Source organism: Streptomyces sp. NPDC052225 (genome assembly GCF_040679615.1).
GTDB lineage: Bacteria > Actinomycetota > Actinomycetes > Streptomycetales > Streptomycetaceae > Streptomyces.
The window spans coordinates 35,599-52,191 of record NZ_JBFAVD010000019.1 but is presented as its reverse complement, the minus strand read 5'-3'; the positions used below and the strand labels follow the sequence as shown (position 1 = coordinate 52,191).

Sequence of the window (16,593 nt, the reverse complement as noted above, 5' to 3'; positions counted from 1 at the left end):
GCGGCCTCTGTGGCCGAGCACCGGTCGATGCAGCGCGGCGCCCTTCTGGACGCGGCGCGTTCCCTGCTGTCCGAGGGCGGGACGGAGGCGCTGACCTTCCCCGCGCTGGCGGAGCGGACGGGGCTGGCGCGGTCGTCCGTGTACGAGTACTTCAAGTCCCGGGCGGCCGTGGTCGAGGAGCTGTGCGCGGTCGACTTCCCGGTGTGGGCCGCGGAGGTCGAGGCCGGGATGGCCCGGGCCGCGACGCCCGAGGGCAAGGTCGAGGCGTATGTGCGCGAGCAGCTGGCGCTGGTCGGGGACCGGCGGCACCGGGCTGTCGTCGCCATCTCCGCCAGTGAGCTGGATGCCGGGGCGCGGGAGAAGATCCGGGCCGCGCACGGTGGGCTCGTCGCGATGATCGTGGAGGCGCTGGGGGAGATGGGGCATGAGCAGCCCCGGCTCGCGGCGATGTTGTTGCAGGGTGTGGTCGACGCGGCGGTGCGCCGGATCGAGCTCGGGGCCGCCGAGGAGCCGGGCGTGATCGTGGACGCGGCTGTGGGGATGGCGCTGCGGGGCGTTCGGGGCTGACGTTGCGGCCGGGCTGCTACCAGACAGGGAGCAGTCTTGCCGGGGGCCTGCGCACCAGTGACGGGTCCAGCAGGGACAAGGGGTCCAGGTACGTGTCCGCTCGGCGGAGGCCCCAGTGCAGGCAGGACGGGGCTGTCGGCGGGCAGTGGCCCGTCGGGAGTTCGAGGGTGCCCAGGAGAGCGCCGGCGCTGACCTCGTCGCCCACGGCCACCGTCGCCGTCACCGGTTCGTAGGTCGTGCGAAGAGGTGGGTCCCCGGTGCCGGAGAGCTCCACGGACACCACGCCTCTGCCCGCTACCTGCCCCGCGAACGAGACGCGGCCGTCGGCCACGGTGCGGACCGGGGCGCCGATCGGGGCCGCGAGGTCGACGCCGCGGTGGCCTGGGCCGTAGGGCGTGGCCGGAGGGGCCCAGGGTCGGACCACCGTGGGGTGCTCGCCGGTCGGCCACAGGCGGGCGTCGCCGGCGGACGCGGGACGAACGGCAGTGACGTAGAAGAGAAGCGTCAGCGTCACGCAGAGTAGTTTTCTCATGCCTCGGATGATTCCGGAGCGGGGCGAATTCCGGGGATCATGGCCGGGAAACGTGGACTACCGGGCGGTTGTGGACAGCGGCGTCACCCGGTACCTCCAGGGTCCCGTACACTTCATGTGGCGATCCGGGCCACCGGATCGACTTCGCACGCCCCGACACCTGGACGCGAGTCCAGCGGGTGCAGCGCCCATCGGTCCCCGTACCAGCGAAAGCGACGTACGCGGCAGGCGCGCATCGGGGCGTCAGGAAACAACCGAGAACACCAGAGGAGTACGGCCATGGCCGTCGTCACGATGCGGGAGCTGCTGGAGAGCGGCGTCCACTTCGGTCACCAGACCCGTCGTTGGAACCCGAAGATGAAGCGCTTCATCTTCACGGAGCGCAACGGCATCTACATCATCGACCTGCTCCAGTCGCTGTCGTACATCGACCGCGCCTACGAGTTCGTCAAGGAGACCGTCGCCCACGGCGGCACGGTCATGTTCGTCGGTACGAAGAAGCAGGCGCAGGAGGCGATCGCCGAGCAGGCGACCCGCGTCGGCATGCCCTACGTGAACCAGCGCTGGCTGGGCGGCATGCTCACCAACTTCTCGACCGTCTACAAGCGTCTGCAGCGCCTCAAGGAGCTCGAGCAGATCGACTTCGAGGACGTCGCCGCGTCGGGTCTCACCAAGAAGGAGCTTCTCGTGCTCTCGCGCGAGAAGGCCAAGCTGGAGAAGACCCTCGGTGGTATCCGCGAGATGTCCAAGGTTCCCAGCGCCGTCTGGATCGTGGACACCAAGAAGGAGCACATCGCTGTCGGCGAGGCCCGGAAGCTCAACATCCCGGTCGTCGCGATCCTCGACACGAACTGTGACCCCGACGAGGTCGACTACAAGATCCCGGGCAACGACGACGCGATCCGCTCCGTCACCCTGCTCACCCGCGTGATCGCCGACGCCGTCGCCGAGGGCCTCATCGCCCGCTCCGGTGTCGCCACGGGCGACCAGAAGCCGGGCGAGAAGGCCGCCGGCGAGCCGCTCGCCGAGTGGGAGCGCGACCTGCTCGAGGGCGAGAAGAAGGCCGACGAGACCGCCGAGGCTCCGGCCGCCGAGGCCGCTGCTGAGGCGCCCGCCGCTGAGGCCCCTGCCGCCGAGGCGCCCGCCGCCGAGGCCCCGGCCGCCGACGCCGAGCAGGCCTGACCCTCACGGGTACGAGGTTCATGAGGTGACGGCGGGGGCCATGTCCGGTCCCCGCCGTCACCTGTGAACCTCTTCTTCAGACCTCGAGTCAGACTCCAGACTTCGTAGAGAGAAAACCAGGATCATGGCGAACTACACCGCCGCTGACGTCAAGAAGCTCCGTGAGCTCACGGGCGCCGGCATGATGGACTGCAAGAAGGCGCTCGACGAGGCCGACGGCAACGTCGACAAGGCCGTCGAGGCCCTGCGCATCAAGGGCCAGAAGGGCGTCGCCAAGCGCGAGGGCCGCTCCGCCGAGAACGGCGCCGTCGTCTCCCTCATCGCCGACGACAACACCTCCGGTGTCCTCGTCGAGCTGAAGTGCGAGACGGACTTCGTCGCCAAGGGTGAGAAGTTCCAGGCCGTCGCCAACGAGCTGGCCGCGCACGTCGCCAAGACGAGCCCCGCCGACATCGAGACGCTGCTCGCCTCCGAGATCGAGGCCGGTAAGACCGTCCAGGCGTTCGTCGACGAGGCCAACGCCAACCTCGGCGAGAAGATCGTCCTGGACCGCTTCGCGCAGTTCGCCGACGGCTTCGTCTACGCGTACATGCACCGCACCATGCCCGACCTGCCCCCGCAGATCGGTGTTCTGGTCGAGCTGGACAAGGCCGACGCCGACCTCGCCAAGGGTGTCGCGCAGCACATCGCCGCCTTCGCGCCGAAGTACCTCTCCCGTGAGGACGTCCCGGCCGAGGTCGTCGAGTCGGAGCGTCGCGTCGCCGAGGAGACCACGCGCGCCGAAGGCAAGCCCGAGGCTGCCCTCCCGAAGATCGTCGAGGGTCGCGTCAACGGCTTCTTCAAGGAGGCCACGCTGCTCGGCCAGCCGTACGCCCTCGACAACAAGAAGTCCGTCGAGAAGGTCCTCCAGGAGGCCGGTGTCACCCTGAAGCGCTTCGCGCGCATCAAGGTCGGCATCTGAGTCCGTACCGCGCCCGACGCGAGACCCCGCTAGGGTCGACAGCAGTCGTCCGGGTACGTGCCGGACGACCGCAGATGTGACGAGGAGGCCATTGCCGCGCATGGGATGCGAAACACCCCACCGGCAGTGGCCTTCTTCGTATGTGCACCACGAGGAGATTCCATGACCAGCACCCAGGCCGACAAGAGCGACAACAGCGACGACGGCAAAGGCGCGGGACGCTTCATGCTGAAGCTCTCCGGCGAGGCCTTCGCCGGGGGCGGGGGTCTCGGAGTCGACCCCGACGTGGTGCACGCCATCGCCCGTGAGATCGCGGCCGTCGTCCGCGACGGGGCCCAGATCGCCGTCGTCATCGGCGGCGGCAACTTCTTCCGCGGCGCCGAGCTCCAGCAGCGCGGCATGGACCGGGCCCGCTCCGACTACATGGGCATGCTCGGCACCGTGATGAACTGCCTCGCCCTCCAGGACTTCCTGGAGAAGGAGGGCATCGACAGCCGCGTCCAGACCGCCATCACGATGGGCCAGGTCGCCGAGCCCTACATCCCGCTGCGCGCCGTGCGCCACCTGGAGAAGGGCCGCGTCGTCATCTTCGGCGCCGGTATGGGCATGCCCTACTTCTCCACCGACACGACCGCCGCGCAGCGCGCCCTGGAGATCGACGCCGAGGCGCTGCTCATGGGCAAGAACGGTGTCGACGGCGTCTACGACTCGGACCCGAAGACCAACCCCGAGGCCGTGAAGTTCGACGCGCTCAGCTACGGCGAGGTCATCACGCGCGATCTGAAGGTCGCCGACATGACCGCGATCACCCTGTGCCGCGACAACAGCCTTCCGATCCTTGTCTTCGAGCTCCTCACGACGGGCAATATCGCGCGCGCCGTCAAGGGTGAGAAGATCGGGACGCTCGTGGGCGAGCAGGGCACCCGCGCCTGACCCTCCCGTCCGTAACACCCCGCGAGGGATGGACAATGTCCTGCCGGTCGGACACCGTGCAGGCAAGACACGCGACGCAGCCGGCCGCCCCCGTGCACGCCGGGCCTCACTCAAGACAGCAGGAGCAAGTGGTGATCGAAGAGACCCTCCTCGAGGCCGAGGAAAAGATGGAGAAGGCCGTCGTGGTCGCCAAGGAGGACTTCGCCGCGATCCGCACCGGTCGTGCGCACCCGGCGATGTTCAACAAGATCGTGGCCGACTACTACGGCGCGCTGACGCCGATCAACCAGCTGGCCTCGTTCTCGGTGCCCGAGCCGCGGATGGCCGTGGTGACCCCGTTCGACAAGAGCGCGCTGCGCAACATCGAGCAGGCGATCCGCGACTCCGACCTCGGCGTCAACCCGAGCAACGACGGCAACATCATTCGTGTGACGTTCCCCGAGCTGACCGAGGAGCGCCGCCGCGAATACATCAAGGTCGCCAAGTCCAAGGCGGAGGACAGCAAGGTCTCCATCCGCTCCGTCCGCCGCAAGGCCAAGGAAGCCATCGACAAGGCGATCAAGGACGGCGACATCGGCGAGGACGAGGGCCGTCGCGGCGAGAAGGAACTGGACGACACCACCTCCAAGTACGTGACCCAGGTGGACGAGCTGCTCAAGCACAAGGAAGCCGAGCTGCTCGAAGTCTGAGCGAGCGCGGAAGATCGAGGTTCGAGGAATCCGTGAACGACTCTTCCTGGGGGGCGCCGGCCGGGCCCGGACACTGGGGGCCCGCCGACCAAGGGCCCGCATACGGTCAGGGGCCCGCGCAGGCTCAGGACCCGGCCTACGGGCAGGGTCCGGGCTACGGTCAGGCACCTTCGTACGGTCAGGGACCTGCCTACGGGCAGGGGCCCTCGTACGACCAGGGGCGCGCCCCGGCGGGTCCCGCGTACGAACGGCACGCGGTTGAGGAGACTCGGCCCATGCCCATCGTGCCCGATATGCCCGACGTGCCCGCCGGTGGCGGTGACGACGACCAGGATGGCGACCGGGGGGCTGCTCGGCTGAGCGGCCCCCTGTTCCGCGACGAGACGCCCGCTCGGGCGCCGCAGACTCCGCAGGAGCCCATGCCCACCGCAGCACCGCAGCCGACGCCGCAGCCTCAGGCGGAGCCGGCTCCGAAGCAGAAGAAGAGCGCGGGCCGGGACCTCGGGGCGGCCATAGGGGTCGGTGTCGGGCTCGGCGCGGTGATCATCGCGTCGCTCTTCATCGTCAAGGCCGTGTTCATCGGCGTCATAGCGGTCGCCGTCGTCGTGGGGCTCTGGGAGCTGACCTCGCGGCTCGAGGAGCGCAAGGGCATCAAGGCGCCGCTCGTGCCGCTGGCCGTGGGTGGCGCCGCGATGGTCGTCGCCGGATACGTCCGGGGCGCCGAGGGTGCCTGGGTGGCGATGGCGCTGACCGCGCTCGCCGTCCTGGTGTGGCGCATGACGGAGCCGCCCGAGGGTTACCTCAAGGACGTCACGGCCGGTGTCTTCGCGGCCTTCTACGTCCCGTTCCTCGCGACGTTCGTGGCGCTCATGCTCACGGCGGACGACGGGGCGTGGCGCGTTCTGACGTTCCTGATCCTGACCGTGGTCAGCGACACCGGGGCGTACGCGATCGGCTGGCGCTTCGGCAAGCACAAGCTCGCGCCGCGCATCAGCCCCGGCAAGACCCGCGAGGGGCTGTTCGGCGCGGTGTCGTTCGCGATGGTGGCGGGCGTGCTGTGCATGCAGTTCCTGATCGATGACGGGACCTGGTGGCAGGGCCTGATCATCGGCGCCTGCGTCGCCGCGAGCGCGACCCTCGGCGACCTCGGCGAGTCCATGATCAAGCGGGACCTCGGCATCAAGGACATGGGCACGCTGCTGCCGGGCCACGGCGGCATCATGGACCGCCTCGACTCGCTGCTGCCGACCGCGCCGGTGGTGTGGTTGTTGCTGGTGCTGTTCGTGGGGTCCAGCTGAGGCGGTGTGACCCGCACACGGTGTCGTACGAGCCCTCGCCCTTCGTGGCGGGGGCTCGCTGCGTCGGGCAACCGAAAAGGCCGGCGCGCGGGGGCGACGCGACGGGGTAACGTCCTTGTCATGTTCTTCCCGACGCCGATGTACGAGTGAGCGCGTGACGGGCCCCGCCGACGTCTTTCCGATGTAGCCGCCCGTCCCCCACCGATGAATCCGCAGATCACCGCACCTCACTTCACTTCACCTCACCGCCGGGAGAACCCGTGACCGACAGCAAGAACATCAACAACCCCGTGGGCCAGGGCGGGGGCCAGCGCAAGAAGCAGTCCCGCGCCGAGCGGCAGAACCACGGTCCGCACCGCAACCTAGACCGCCGGCTCGCCGCCGACGCGAAGGCGGAGCTGGTGCGCAAGATGCGCGAGAAGACCGGCACGGCCGAGGGCACCGCGCAGGCGGCCGACGACGCCGCGCAGAGCTGACGCAGCCTCCCGCGGGGCGGCGCGAGCCGGCCGGTCGAGTCGCGGGGCGGTCGGGCCGTGGGGCGGTCGGAACTCTCGGGTTTCCGGGTCACCCCCATTCATCTGCGACACTGGATGAGCCATGCCTAAGCCCGGAGAACTCACTTTCGTCGCCCCCCGCGGAGCCAAGAAGCCGCCGCGGCACCTTGCTGATCTTTCGCCTGCGGAGCGGAAGGAAGCCGTTGCCGCGATCGGTGAGAAGCCGTTTCGCGCCAAGCAGCTCTCGCAGCACTACTTCGCGCGGTACGCGCACGACCCCGCGGAGTGGACCGACATCCCCGCCGGGTCGCGCGAGAAGCTGCGGGAGGCGTTGCTGCCGGAGCTGATGACCGTCGTGCGGCATCTGTCGACCGACCAGGACACCACCCGCAAGACGCTGTGGCGGCTGTTCGACGGGACGCTCGTCGAGTCCGTGCTCATGCGGTACCCGGACCGGGTGACGATGTGTATCTCGTCGCAGGCCGGGTGCGGGATGAACTGTCCGTTCTGTGCCACCGGCCAGGCCGGGCTCGACCGGAACCTGTCGACCGGTGAGATCGTGCACCAGATCGTCGACGGGATGCGGGCGCTGCGGGACGGGGAGATTCCCGGTGGGCCCGCGCGGCTGTCCAACATCGTCTTCATGGGGATGGGGGAGCCGCTCGCCAACTACAAGCGGGTGGTCGGGGCGATTCGCGCGCTGACCGATCCCGAGCCGGACGGTCTTGGCCTGAGCCAGCGCGGCATCACCGTGTCGACGGTCGGGCTCGTCCCGGCCATCAACCGGTTCTCCGACGAGGGGTTCAAGTGCCGCCTCGCCATCTCGCTGCACGCCCCCGATGACGAGCTGCGCGACACCCTCGTACCCGTCAATACGCGGTGGAAGGTGCGGGAGGTGCTCGACGCGGGGTGGGAGTACGCCGCGAAGTCGGGCCGCCGGCTCTCGATCGAGTACGCGCTGATCAGGGACATCAACGATCAGGCGTGGCGTGGGGACCGGCTCGGGCGGTTGCTGCGCGGCAAGCCCGTGCATGTGAACCTGATTCCGCTGAATCCGACGCCCGGCTCGAAGTGGACCGCGTCGCGGCCCGAGGACGAGAAGGCGTTCGTCGAGGCCATCGCCGCGCACGGCGTGCCGGTGACCGTCCGGGACACCCGCGGTCAGGAGATCGACGGGGCCTGTGGACAGCTGGCGGCCACCGAGAGGTAGCCTGGCCACCGTCATCACATCTGCATATTCCGACAGGGGAGCGCCACAGCGCTGAGAGTGCGGTAGCGACCGCAGACCCTCTGAACCTTGCCCAGGTCATTCTGGGTAGGAAGTTCGGACATCACTCAAGCTGTTGCGCCCTGCCCGCAAGCCGTCGCGATCCTCGCGAGGGTGCGCGGGCGGGGCCGCGTCTCTTCCTGGTCACTTCCAGGAGGAATGAATCAATGAGCAAGAACATGGGGCGGCGTCCGGTCTATGTCGCCGTGACTGTCGGGCTCGGGCTCGTCGCGCTGTCCGCGTGCGGGTCGTCCGACGACTCGGAGAGTGCGGCCGGCGGCTCCAAGACCGTCACCCTCGTCAGCCACGACTCGTGGGCGGTCTCGAAGAACGTCCTGAAGGACTTCGAGAAGCAGTCCGGGTACGAGGTCAAGGTGCTGAAGGACGGCGACGCCGGCGAAGCCGTCAACAAGGCCATCCTGTCCAAGGGGAACCCGCAGGGCGACGTCTTCTTCGGCGTCGACAACACGCTTCTGTCGCGCGCGCTCGACAACGGGATCTTCACCTCGTACAAGGCCAAGGGGCTCGGGGAGGTGGGGAGCGAGTATCAGCTCGATGCCGGGAAGCACCGGGTGACCCCGATCGACACCGGGTCCATCTGCGTCAACTACGACAAGAAGTACTTCGCCGAGCACAAGCTGACGCCCCCCTCCTCCTTCGCCGATCTCGCCGAGCCCGCGTACAAGAACCTGCTCGTCACCGAGAACGCCTCCACGTCCTCGCCCGGGCTCGGCTTCCTGCTCGGCAGTGCCGCGCAGTACGGCGACGACGGCTGGCAGGCGTACTGGAAGAAGCTCAAGGCCAACGGGGTGAAGGTCGTCGACGGCTGGGACCAGGCCTACAACGAGGAGTTCAGCGGCAGCGCCGGCGGCAAGAAGGCCGACGGTGAGCGGCCGCTCGTCGTGTCGTACGCCTCCTCGCCGCCCGCCGAGGCCATCTACTCCGACCCGCAGCCGAAGACGTCGCCCGTCGGCGTCGCGACCGGCACCTGCTTCCGGCAGATCGAGTTCGCGGGGCTGCTCGACGGGGCGAAGAACACCGAGGGCGGCCAGGCGCTGCTGGACTTCCTGATCTCCAAGGAGTTCCAGGAGGACATGCCGCTCAACATGTTCGTCGACCCGGTGACCAAGAACGCCACCGCGCCCGCCGACTACACCAAGTACGCCGTCAAGGTCGACGCCCCCGAGACCATGAGCCCCCGCAAGATCGCGGACAACCGCGACGACTGGGTGAAGTCGTGGACGTCGCTCGTACTGAAGTAGTCGCCCGCCCGTCCAAGACCAGGGCCAGGACCGGGAACGCGGCGCGGCTCGGGCTCATGGTCGTGCCCGTCGTGTTCTTCGGGGTCTTCTTCGCCTACCCCGTCGCCGCGATCGTCGAGCGCGGGCTGCACGTCGACGGTGCCTGGGAGTTCGGGCGGATCCTGGACGTCCTGGGTCAGTCGGACATCCGGCACGTGCTGTGGTTCACGGTGTGGCAGGCGGTGGCGTCCACCGCTCTCACGCTGCTGATCGCGCTGCCGGGGGCGTATGTCTTCGCCCGGTTCGAGTTCCCCGGCAAGCAGGTGCTGCGGGCCGTCGTGACGGTGCCGTTCGTGCTGCCGACCGTGGTCGTCGGCACCGCGTTTCTCGCGCTGCTCGGCAACGGCGGGCTGCTCGACGAGCTGTGGGGCGTGCGGCTCGACACCACGGTGTGGGCGATTCTCCTGGCACACGTCTTCTTCAATTACGCCGTGGTGGTGCGGACCGTGGGTGGGCTGTGGGCGCAGCTCGATCCGCGGCAGGAGGAGGCCGCGCGGATGCTCGGCGCCTCCCGGTTCGCGGCCTGGCGGACGGTGACGCTGCCGGCGCTCGGTCCGGCCGTCGCCGCCGCCGCGCTCATGGTGTTCCTGTTCACGTTCACGTCGTTCGGCGTCGTGCAGATTCTGGGCGGGCCCGGGTTCTCGACCCTCGAAGTCGAGATTTATCGACAGACCGCGCAGATCTTCGATCTGTCGACCGCCGCCGTGCTGACGATCGTGCAGTTCGTGGCGGTGGGGATGATTCTCGCCGTGCACGCGTGGACCGTGCGGCGGCGGGAGAGCGCGCTGCGGCTCGTCGACGCCGCGCACACCGCCCGACGGCCGCGCGGCGCCGGTCAATGGGCGCTGCTGTGCGGCGTGTTGGTGAGCGTCGCACTGCTGATCGTGCTGCCGCTCGGCGTGCTCGTGGAGCGCTCCCTCGACGCGCCGGGCGGGTACGGGTTCGCGTACTACCGGGCGCTGACCTCGGCCGACGGCGGCACCTTCCTCGTACCGCCGATCAACGCGATCGGGAACTCCCTGGAGTACGCGCTCGCCGCCACCGCCATCGCGCTGCTCATCGGGGGGCTCGCCGCCGCTGCCCTCACCCGGCGCGCGGGGCGGCTCGTGCGCGGGTTCGACGCGCTCCTGATGCTGCCGCTCGGGGTGTCCGCGGTGACCGTCGGCTTCGGGTTCCTGATCACGCTCGACGAGCCGCCGCTGGACCTGCGGGCCTCCTGGATCCTGGTGCCGCTCGCGCAGGCGCTCGTGGGGGTGCCCTTCGTCGTACGGACGATGCTGCCCGTGCTGAGGGCCGTCGACGGGCGGCTGCGGGAGGCCGCCGCCGTGCTCGGCGCGTCGCCGCTGCGGGCCTGGCGGGAGGTCGATCTGCCCATGGTGCGCCGGGCGTTGCTGATCGCGGCGGGGTTCGCGTTCGCCGTGTCGCTGGGTGAGTTCGGGGCGACCGTGTTCATCGCGCGGCCCGACAACCCGACCCTGCCGGTCGCCGTGGCACGTCTGCTCGGGCGGGCCGGTGACCTCAACTACGGGCAGGCGATGGCCCTTTCGACCGTGCTGATGGTCGTCTGCGCCGTCTCCCTGCTGCTGCTCGAACGTATGCGGCCCGCCAAGGCCGCGACCGGGGAGTTCTGATGGCGCTGCTGGAGTTGGCCGACGCGACCGTACGGTTCGGTGGGCGTCCCGTGCTCGACGACGTGGACCTGGAGGTCGCCGAGCACGAGATCGTGTGTGTCCTCGGGCCCAGCGGCAGCGGCAAGTCCACGCTGCTGCGGGCCGTCGCGGGGCTCCAGGGGCTCGACGGCGGGCGGGTGCTCCTCGACGGGCGCGACCAGGCGCGGGTGCCCGCGCACCAGCGGGGCGTCGGCCTGATGTTCCAGGACCATCAGCTGTTCCCGCAGCGGGACGTGGGCGGGAACGTCGCGTTCGGGCTGCGGATGCACGGTGTGCCCAAGAGCGAACAGGGCCACCGGGTGCGGGAGTTGCTCGCCCTCGTCGGGCTGCCGGGTGCCGAGCGGCGGGCCGTCGCCGCGCTGTCCGGCGGTGAGCAGCAGCGCGTCGCGCTCGCCAGGGCGCTCGCGCCGCGGCCCCGGCTGCTGATGCTGGACGAGCCGCTCGGGCAGCTCGACCGGTCGCTGCGCGAGCGACTCGTCGTAGAACTGCGGGAACTGTTCGGGGAGTTGGGGACCACCGTCCTCGCCGTCACGCACGACCAGGGCGAGGCGTTCGCGCTCGCCGACCGGGTCGTCGTCATGCGCGACGGGCGGATCGCCCAGTCCGGCACGCCACTTGAGGTGTGGCAGCATCCGGCGGACGCGTTCGTGGCCCGCTTCCTCGGCTTCGACAACGTCGTGGCGGCGACCGTCACCGGGGCCGTGGCCGACACGCCCTGGGGCAAGGTGCCGGTGCCCGCCGGGTCCGCGCAGGGGCCCGGCGAGATCCTCGTACGGCCGGCCGGCGTACGGCTCGTCGAGGCCGCCGACGCCCAGGTGACCTGCACCGTCGCCGCCCGTACGTTCCGCGGTACGCACGTGGCGCTCCAGTTGCAGCCGCACGGCGCGCCCCGCATCGAGGCGGCGTGCGCCCTGCGTGACGCGCCGGAGCCCGGCGCCGAGGTCGGTGTCGCCTTCGACGCGGCGGAGATCGTGGTGCTGCGCGAGAACGGGCCGCACCCCTCGGTGCGACCCGTTCTCAAGACAGCCGGTTAGCGCTGGGCAGCGCCCCGCTTGCGCAGGGCGAAGACCACGCCGCCGCCCGCGGCGACCAGGGCCACGGCGATACCGGCGAACAGGCCGGTGTTGGAGCTCGCACCCGTCTCGGCGAGGTCCGAACCGCCCGCCGGGGAGGCCGAGTTGGACGGGGCCGGGGCCGGGGCCGCGGCGGAGGTGGACGCGGAGGCCGACGGGGTCGGCTTCGCCGACTCGGACGGGGCCGAGGTGCTGGGCGCCGGGGTCGACGGCGACGGGGTCGCGGTCGTCGTGGCGCAGCCCTTGTCGGGCGCGGTCAGGTTCGGCTTGATGTCGTCGTCGACCTGGCCGCCGTTGGCCTTCACGTGCACGCGGTACGTGGCCTTCGGCTGCCAGTTCTCCTCGAACGTGACGGTGACGCCCTCGCGGGTGCCCTCCACGTCCTTCGTGCCGATGAGCTTCTCCGAGCCGCCGGCCTTGAGGTAGAGCTCCACGGTCGCCTTGGCGCCCGAGGGGTCCTTGTCGGTGACGGTGATGACGCCCTGCTCACCGGTGCAGGTGGCGGCGGCGGTGAACTCGCTGATGTTGCACGCCGACGCGGAACCGGCGACACCGAGGGTGAGCGCCGTCGCGGCGGCCGCCACACCGGCGAAGCGTGCGGCGCGTGCGGATATACGGGGGGTTACGGACACGGTTGTCCTTCACGGGATCAAGTGCAGATGATGGGGGGTGTGGTGAGGGAGCGCATGGCTCCTGCCTCAGCACCCTCACGGTCCCCTCACGTTTACAAGCGCCCGTGACGCAGCGTCAATACACAGACGGGGATGAGCGTTCAGTCTTGACTCGCGCTTGACCCGATCCGGGCCAGTGCGGCCGGCGCCTCCTCCACCGTGTCGACGAGCGCGATCCGTGACTCCATCGCACGGCCCCGCGCGAGGGATTCGAGGAGCGGCCACGTCGGCAGGCGCTCCGTCCAGTGGGCGCGGTCGACGAGGACCATCGGGGTCGGCTCGCCGCGCGACTCGTAGTAGTTGGGCGTCGCGTTGTCGAAGATCTCCTGCACCGTGCCCGCCGCGCCCGGCAGGAAGATCACGCCGGCGTCGGAGCGGGCCAGCAGGCCGTCCTCGCGGGTGGCGTTCGCGAAGTACTTCGCGAGGTGCGAGGCGAAGGCGTTCGGCGGCTCGTGGCCGTAGAACCAGGTGGGGATGCCGACCGAGGCGCCGCCGGCCGGCCAGCGGGTGCGGACCTCGAAGGCGGCGCCCGCCCAGTCCGTGATCGACGGCGTGAACGACGGTGACTTCGCGAGGAGTCGGAGCGCCTCGGTGAGCATCGCGTCGGCGAACGGCGCCGCGTACGCTCCCAGGTTCGCGGCCTCCATCGCACCCGGGCCGCCGCCCGTCGCGACGGTGAGACCGGAGCGCGCCAGCGTCCGGCCGAGCCGCGCCGCACCGGCGTACGCGTCCGTGCCGCGGGCCATCGCGTGCCCGCCCATGACACCCACCACCCGCTCACCGACGAGGAGTTCGTCGAGCGCGTCGGAGATCGAGTCGTCGTGGACGGCGCGCAGCATCGACGCGAACACGTCCCCGTCCGCCTTCGTGCGCTGGAACCAGGCGTAGGCGCGGGAGTCCGGCGTCGCCGCGTAGCCGTCCGGGGTGGTCAGGCCCTCGAAGAGTTCGTCGGGGGTGTACAGGCGCCCCCGGTACGGGTCGAAGGGGAGGCCGGGGACCGGCGGGAAGACCAGCGCGCCGCGGGCCCTGACCTGTGCCGCCGCCTCCTCGTGCATGGGGCAGCCGAGGAATATGGCGCCCGCGACGTCGGCGGCGAGCAGCCGGCCCGTACGGTCCGTCAGGTCGACGGCCTGGACCCGGTGGCCTGCGAGGGTGCCGTCCGCGGCGAGGACGGCGTCGAATTCGTCGAGCGTCTCGATCTCACGGTCGGAGGCGGTACCGGGCGCGGGGGGTTCAGTGGGTGGCTGCACGCCGCCATGCTAATCACCCACTGAAGCCCGCGAGTTGACCAGCCCACGGCCGGCCCTTGCCCAGCCCACGGCCGGCCCTTGCCCAGCCCACGGCCCACCCTTGGTCAGCCTACGGCCGGCCTTCGTCAGCCCTCCACGACCGACGGGTCCATCCACATGACCTCGAAGGTGTGGCCGTCCAGGTCGTCGAAGGCGCGGCCGTACATGAACCCGTGGTCCTGCTTCTCGCCGGTCTCGGTGCCGCCGGCGGCGATCGCGCGGTCGACGAGCTCGTCGACCTTCTCGCGGCTCTCGGCGCTCAGACACAGCAGCACCTCGCTGCTCGTCGTCGAGTCGACGATCGCCTTCTTCGTGAACCCGGCGTACTTCTCCTTCGTGAGCAGCATGATCACGATCTGCTCGCTGATCACGATGGAGCTGCAGGTGTCGTCCGAGAACTGGGCGTTGCGCTCGTAGCCCAGCTCGGTGAAGAACTTGGTGGCGGCAGCCAGGTCGTTCACGGCCAGGTTCGGGAAGATCATCTGCTGGTACATGGGGTCCGTCGCCTTCTTCTGACGCTGCTGTCGTCAGCGTGGGTGGGTCACTGTCGTGCCGTACGCAGAGATAGACGGCGGCCGGCCGCGAAACTCATCGGCCGGCCAGCGGAATCGCCGAAAGTTCTGCGACGGCCCAGGTCAGCGGCCCGAACACGGCGAGCAGCGCGCCCGCGCGCAGCGCCGCGGCGCCGCGCAGCATGGACGCGGGAGCGCCGAGCCGCAGCAGCGCGGACGTCGTGTGCCTGCGCGCCTGGCGGGCCTCGATGACGGCGGTCACCAGGGTGGCGACGGCGCAGCCGACCACGAGGATCGCGCCGAGCGTGGACAGCGGCCCGAGGTCCGGCGCCGCCTTGCCGCCCCGCTCGTACAGGACGCTCGCCGCGTACGCGCCCGACGCCACCGCGCAGACCACGCCGAGGGGGCGGCCGATGCGCCGCGCCTCCTCCTGGAGCACGCGCCCGGCGAGCAGCCGTACCGCTCCCGGACGGACGGCCTGCAACGCGCGCCCGCACTGATACGTGAGCCCCGGCCCGGCGAGCGCCAGGCCGAACGCGGTCAGCGCCCACCCGGCGAGCACCCCGCTCGGGCTGCCGCCGAGGCCGCCCGGCATGGGCAGGCCCGAGGGGCCGGGGGCGTGCGAGGCGTACGTCTCCACGGCGAGCCCGGCGGCGAGCAGCGCGACGCCCCACGGAAGGCCGGTCGGCGCGGCGGCCGGCTGGTCCTCCTGCGCCGGATCCTGCGCGGCGGCGTCACTCTGACGGGCGCCCTGACGGGCGGTGCGCGGGCGCAGCGTGAGGGCGCTGGCGGCGGACGCCGTGAGCGGGACGAGGGTGAGCAGCGTCAGCGCGGCGGCGAGCGGCAGCGGCTCGTCGGCGGCGAGGAGTTCGCGCGCCGCCCCGTCGAACGGGAGCCCCGACAGATCGCCCCGCAGATGCAGGAAGAACAGCAGCGCCAGCATCGAGCCGAGCGTGCAGGCGACGGCCGTGGAGATCGCGGCGAGCAGCGTGAGCCGGGCCGGGCCGAGGCCCACCGCGGACAGGCCCGGGCGCGGTTTCGTCCCCGGGTCGGACCGGGCCACGGCGACCGCGAAGTACACGGTGGCGGCGAGCGGCACCAGGCACCAGACGAGGCGGAGCACGGCGTCGGCCGCGGCTTCGGGGTGGCCCATCGCGTAGCCCAGCGTGCACAGCAGCAGGAACCCGGTGCCCGCCGACGCGGCGGCCACCAGGAGTCTGCGGAGCTGGACGAGCGGGTGGGCGCCGCGGGCTAGACGGAGAGCGAGCACGCGGCCCGGCCTTCCGTGCCGCCCACGTCGGTGAGCCCGGCGGGCAGGTGCACGGTGTTCACGCGGCGGCCGTCGAGCAGCGACACCGAGCGGTCGGCGAGGGCGCTGACCTCGGAGTCGTGCGTGGCGAGCACGACGGTGATGGCGTGCGAGCGGGCCGCCGCGGTCAGGGTGCGCAGCACGTGGACGCGGTCGGCGCGGTGCAGGGTCGCGGTCGGCTCGTCGGCGAACACCACGTTCGGGGCGTGCACCAGGGCGCGGGCGATGGCGACGCGCTGCCGCTCGGCCATCACGAGGGCGTGCGGGCGCTTGCGGGCGAGGTGGCCCACGTCGAGCCGGTCGAGCCACTCGTGGGCGGCGGTCTTCGCGGGGCGCCGGCCGCTGCCCCGCAGCATCAGCGGCAGGGCCGTGTTCTCCCACACGTTCAGCTCGGGGACGAGGGCCGGCTCGGGGTCGATCCAGCCGAACCGGTCGCGGCGCAGCCGCTCGCGGACGATCGGGCCCATGGTGTGCACGGGCGTGCTGTTGAACCACACCTCGCCCTGCTGCGCGAGGAGCTGTCCCGACAGGCACTTCAGGAGCGTCGTCTTACCGGCGCCGCGCGGGCCCGTGACGGCGAGGATCTCGCCCTCGCGGACACCGAGCGAGACGCCGGTGAGCGCGGGCGAGCCGCTGTGGGAGAAGTGCAGGGCGCGTGCCCAGAGCACGTCGTTGTCCGGCGGGGCCACCATGGCGTACACCTCGGTTCAGATCAGAATGCCGGGAAGTTCCCGTCCCCCTTCCGGGGGAACGAAGGCAGGGCCGATCGGTCACTGGGCACGGTAGGTACGTCCAAGGGGCGCCAGGGAAAAGGACGCGGCCCGGTCGCACCCATCTCACTCGGA

The 16,593-nt window shown here is 70.8% G+C and carries 17 protein-coding genes and 1 riboswitch; of the genes, 11 read left to right on the top strand and 6 right to left on the bottom strand.

Annotated features, from left to right (window positions below):
• Positions 1 to 9: 9 nt before the first annotated feature.
• The gene (locus tag AB0L37_RS25640) at positions 10 to 567 is read left to right on the top strand and encodes a helix-turn-helix domain-containing protein (protein ID WP_365510110.1); all 558 of its coding nucleotides are present in this window, start codon (positions 10 to 12) and stop codon (positions 565 to 567) included.
• 16 nt (positions 568 to 583) lie between these two features.
• Here the strand turns inward: AB0L37_RS25640 and AB0L37_RS25635 are convergent, their stop codons facing one another.
• On the bottom strand, positions 584 to 1,081 hold the full coding sequence (locus AB0L37_RS25635; RefSeq protein ID WP_365509858.1) for a M23 family metallopeptidase: 498 nt from the start codon (positions 1,079 to 1,081) through the stop codon (positions 584 to 586).
• Positions 1,082 to 1,378: 297 nt separating this feature from the next.
• On the opposite strand from AB0L37_RS25635, the gene rpsB reads away from it, so the two are divergent.
• The 10 genes from rpsB (at position 1,379) to AB0L37_RS25585 (ending at position 11,928) form a co-directional block, all read left to right on the top strand.
• Positions 1,379 to 2,281 (top strand): 30S ribosomal protein S2, encoded by a 903-nt coding sequence (gene rpsB, locus AB0L37_RS25630; RefSeq protein WP_365509855.1) that lies wholly within the window; start codon positions 1,379 to 1,381, stop codon positions 2,279 to 2,281.
• Between the two features lie 124 nt (positions 2,282 to 2,405).
• Positions 2,406 to 3,242, top strand: a complete 837-nt coding sequence (gene tsf / locus AB0L37_RS25625; RefSeq protein ID WP_365509852.1) for a translation elongation factor Ts — start codon at positions 2,406 to 2,408, stop codon at positions 3,240 to 3,242.
• Between the two features lie 162 nt (positions 3,243 to 3,404).
• Entirely contained in the window at positions 3,405 to 4,175 is a 771-nt protein-coding gene (gene pyrH / locus AB0L37_RS25620) for a UMP kinase (protein WP_365509849.1), read from the top strand.
• 131 nt (positions 4,176 to 4,306) lie between these two features.
• Positions 4,307 to 4,864 carry a ribosome recycling factor gene (gene frr, locus AB0L37_RS25615; RefSeq protein ID WP_365509846.1) on the top strand — a complete coding sequence of 186 codons (558 nt, stop codon included), beginning with the start codon at positions 4,307 to 4,309 and terminating at the stop codon, positions 4,862 to 4,864.
• A 32-nt stretch (positions 4,865 to 4,896) separates the two neighbouring features.
• The gene (locus AB0L37_RS25610) at positions 4,897 to 6,162 is read left to right on the top strand and encodes a phosphatidate cytidylyltransferase (protein ID WP_365509843.1); all 1,266 of its coding nucleotides are present in this window, start codon (positions 4,897 to 4,899) and stop codon (positions 6,160 to 6,162) included.
• Positions 6,163 to 6,422: 260 nt separating this feature from the next.
• Entirely contained in the window at positions 6,423 to 6,638 is a 216-nt protein-coding gene (locus AB0L37_RS25605) for a DUF6243 family protein (protein WP_365509840.1), read from the top strand.
• Between the two features lie 121 nt (positions 6,639 to 6,759).
• A complete protein-coding gene (gene rlmN, locus AB0L37_RS25600) occupies positions 6,760 to 7,866 on the top strand; it encodes a 23S rRNA (adenine(2503)-C(2))-methyltransferase RlmN (RefSeq protein ID WP_365509837.1) in 1,107 nt (368 codons plus the stop codon).
• 24 nt (positions 7,867 to 7,890) lie between these two features.
• Positions 7,891 to 7,996: riboswitch (TPP riboswitch) on the top strand.
• A gap of 94 nt (positions 7,997 to 8,090) precedes the next feature.
• Complete coding sequence (locus tag AB0L37_RS25595) at positions 8,091 to 9,185, top strand: thiamine ABC transporter substrate-binding protein (protein WP_365509834.1); 1,095 nt, start codon at positions 8,091 to 8,093, stop codon at positions 9,183 to 9,185.
• Between the two features lie 56 nt (positions 9,186 to 9,241).
• On the top strand, positions 9,242 to 10,855 hold the full coding sequence (locus tag AB0L37_RS25590) for an iron ABC transporter permease (protein ID WP_365510107.1): 1,614 nt from the start codon (positions 9,242 to 9,244) through the stop codon (positions 10,853 to 10,855).
• On the top strand, positions 10,855 to 11,928 hold the full coding sequence (locus AB0L37_RS25585) for an ABC transporter ATP-binding protein (protein ID WP_365509831.1): 1,074 nt from the start codon (positions 10,855 to 10,857) through the stop codon (positions 11,926 to 11,928). Before AB0L37_RS25590 ends, AB0L37_RS25585 begins: the two co-directional genes overlap by 1 nt.
• On the opposite strand, the gene AB0L37_RS25580 is transcribed toward AB0L37_RS25585, so the two are convergent.
• The 5 genes from AB0L37_RS25580 to AB0L37_RS25560 form a co-directional block, all read right to left on the bottom strand.
• Positions 11,925 to 12,551, bottom strand: coding sequence for an LAETG motif-containing sortase-dependent surface protein (locus AB0L37_RS25580; protein ID WP_365509828.1), 627 nt, complete (start codon positions 12,549 to 12,551; stop codon positions 11,925 to 11,927). The genes AB0L37_RS25585 and AB0L37_RS25580 overlap by 4 nt on opposite strands.
• Before the next feature lie 188 nt (positions 12,552 to 12,739).
• Positions 12,740 to 13,888, bottom strand: a complete 1,149-nt coding sequence (locus tag AB0L37_RS25575; RefSeq protein WP_365509826.1) for an LOG family protein — start codon at positions 13,886 to 13,888, stop codon at positions 12,740 to 12,742.
• A 125-nt stretch (positions 13,889 to 14,013) separates the two neighbouring features.
• Complete coding sequence (locus tag AB0L37_RS25570; protein ID WP_365509823.1) at positions 14,014 to 14,421, bottom strand: VOC family protein; 408 nt, start codon at positions 14,419 to 14,421, stop codon at positions 14,014 to 14,016.
• A gap of 94 nt (positions 14,422 to 14,515) precedes the next feature.
• Positions 14,516 to 15,709 carry a hypothetical protein gene (locus tag AB0L37_RS25565; RefSeq protein WP_365509820.1) on the bottom strand — a complete coding sequence of 398 codons (1,194 nt, stop codon included), beginning with the start codon at positions 15,707 to 15,709 and terminating at the stop codon, positions 14,516 to 14,518.
• The gene (locus AB0L37_RS25560) at positions 15,691 to 16,440 is read right to left on the bottom strand and encodes an ATP-binding cassette domain-containing protein (protein WP_365509817.1); all 750 of its coding nucleotides are present in this window, start codon (positions 16,438 to 16,440) and stop codon (positions 15,691 to 15,693) included. Before AB0L37_RS25560 ends, AB0L37_RS25565 begins: the two co-directional genes overlap by 19 nt.
• Between the last annotated feature and the right edge of the window lie 153 nt (positions 16,441 to 16,593).

What these genes read in the sequence shown, in the direction of transcription:
- rpsB (WP_365509855.1), top strand. Translation starts at nt 1,379, where the DNA reads ATGGCCGTCGTCACGATGCGGGAGCTGCTGGAGAGCGGCGTCCACTTC.
- tsf (WP_365509852.1), top strand. Translation starts at nt 2,406, where the DNA reads ATGGCGAACTACACCGCCGCTGACGTCAAGAAGCTCCGTGAGCTCACG.
- pyrH (WP_365509849.1), top strand. Translation starts at nt 3,405, where the DNA reads ATGACCAGCACCCAGGCCGACAAGAGCGACAACAGCGACGACGGCAAA.
- rlmN (WP_365509837.1), top strand. Translation starts at nt 6,760, where the DNA reads ATGCCTAAGCCCGGAGAACTCACTTTCGTCGCCCCCCGCGGAGCCAAG.
- AB0L37_RS25595 (WP_365509834.1), top strand. Translation starts at nt 8,091, where the DNA reads ATGAGCAAGAACATGGGGCGGCGTCCGGTCTATGTCGCCGTGACTGTC.
- AB0L37_RS25590 (WP_365510107.1), top strand. Translation starts at nt 9,242, where the DNA reads ATGGTCGTGCCCGTCGTGTTCTTCGGGGTCTTCTTCGCCTACCCCGTC.
- AB0L37_RS25585 (WP_365509831.1), top strand. Translation starts at nt 10,855, where the DNA reads ATGGCGCTGCTGGAGTTGGCCGACGCGACCGTACGGTTCGGTGGGCGT.
- AB0L37_RS25570 (WP_365509823.1), bottom strand. Translation starts at nt 14,421, where the DNA reads ATGTACCAGCAGATGATCTTCCCGAACCTGGCCGTGAACGACCTGGCT.
- AB0L37_RS25560 (WP_365509817.1), bottom strand. Translation starts at nt 16,440, where the DNA reads ATGGTGGCCCCGCCGGACAACGACGTGCTCTGGGCACGCGCCCTGCAC.